Here is a 993-nt window from a genome sequence, read left to right as displayed (position 1 = left end):
CCGCCGCGCCCGCCGCCGCCCAGCCGGCCGCCGCGGCGCCGCCCGGCAATGCCGGGCATTACCGCTTCCGCATCGGCGACATCACCGCCACGGTGCTGAGCGACGGCCAGATCGGCGGCCCGCCGCGCATCTATGCCAGCGACGCGCCGGAGGCGGAGCTGGAGGCGGTGCTGCGCCGCGCCTTCCTCCCCACCGACCATCTGACCCTGAACCTCAACACGCTGCTGCTGGAGACCGGCGGCCAGCGCATCCTGCTCGAGGTCGGCGCCGGCGGCACGATGTGGCCGCAGGGCGGCCGGCTGTTCGAGCGGCTGCGCGGGATCGGCCTGTCGGCCGAGGATATCGACCTGATCGTCATCTCCCACGCCCATCCCGACCATGTCGGCAATCTGCGCGACGCCGAGGGCGGGCCGGCCTTCCGCCGCGCCCGGGTGATGGTGCCGCGCGCCGACTGGGCCTTCTTCGTGCAGGGCGAGCCCGACCTCTCCTACATGCCGGTGCCGGCCGAGTTCCGGCGGCGCTTCGCCGCCACCATCCGGCGCAGCCTCCAGCCCTGTGCGCGCCAGGTCGAGCTGTATGAGGGCGGGGCCGAGATCGTGCCCGGGCTGCGCAGCATCCCCGCCGCCGGACACACGCCGGGCATGGCCGCCCTGCTGGTGCAGTCGGGGGCGGAGCAGCTGCTGCTGACGACCGACCTCGCCTACCACCCGGTGGTCAATATCGACCGCCCCTGGCGCCCCGGCCCGGATCGCGACGCGGAGGAAGCGGCGGCGGCGCGGCGGCGCATCTTCGACCAGGCGGCGGCCGAGCGGATGCTGGTGCTGGGCTTCCACTACCCCTTCCCCGGGCTTGGCCGGATGCTGCGCACCGACACGGGCTTCGCCTGGGTGCCGGCCGGCTGGCAGTTCTGATCCTCCCGGGAAGGCAGAGCCCCATGCAGAATCACGCCATGACCCTGGCCCGGCGCGGGCTGCTCGGCGCGGCCGGCCTCGC

General features: G+C 74.7%; 1 protein-coding gene. It reads left to right on the top strand.

Annotated features, from left to right (window positions below):
- Positions 1-911 (top strand): MBL fold metallo-hydrolase (locus tag HMPREF0731_RS21770; protein ID WP_007006415.1); only part of this gene is annotated, 911 nt, incomplete at its 5' end.
- Positions 912-993 lie beyond the last annotated feature (82 nt).

Origin of the sequence: Pseudoroseomonas cervicalis ATCC 49957, assembly GCF_000164635.1 — a bacterium.
Lineage (GTDB): Bacteria > Pseudomonadota > Alphaproteobacteria > Acetobacterales > Acetobacteraceae > Pseudoroseomonas > Pseudoroseomonas cervicalis.
This window is presented reverse-complemented; position numbering and strand designations above follow the sequence as displayed.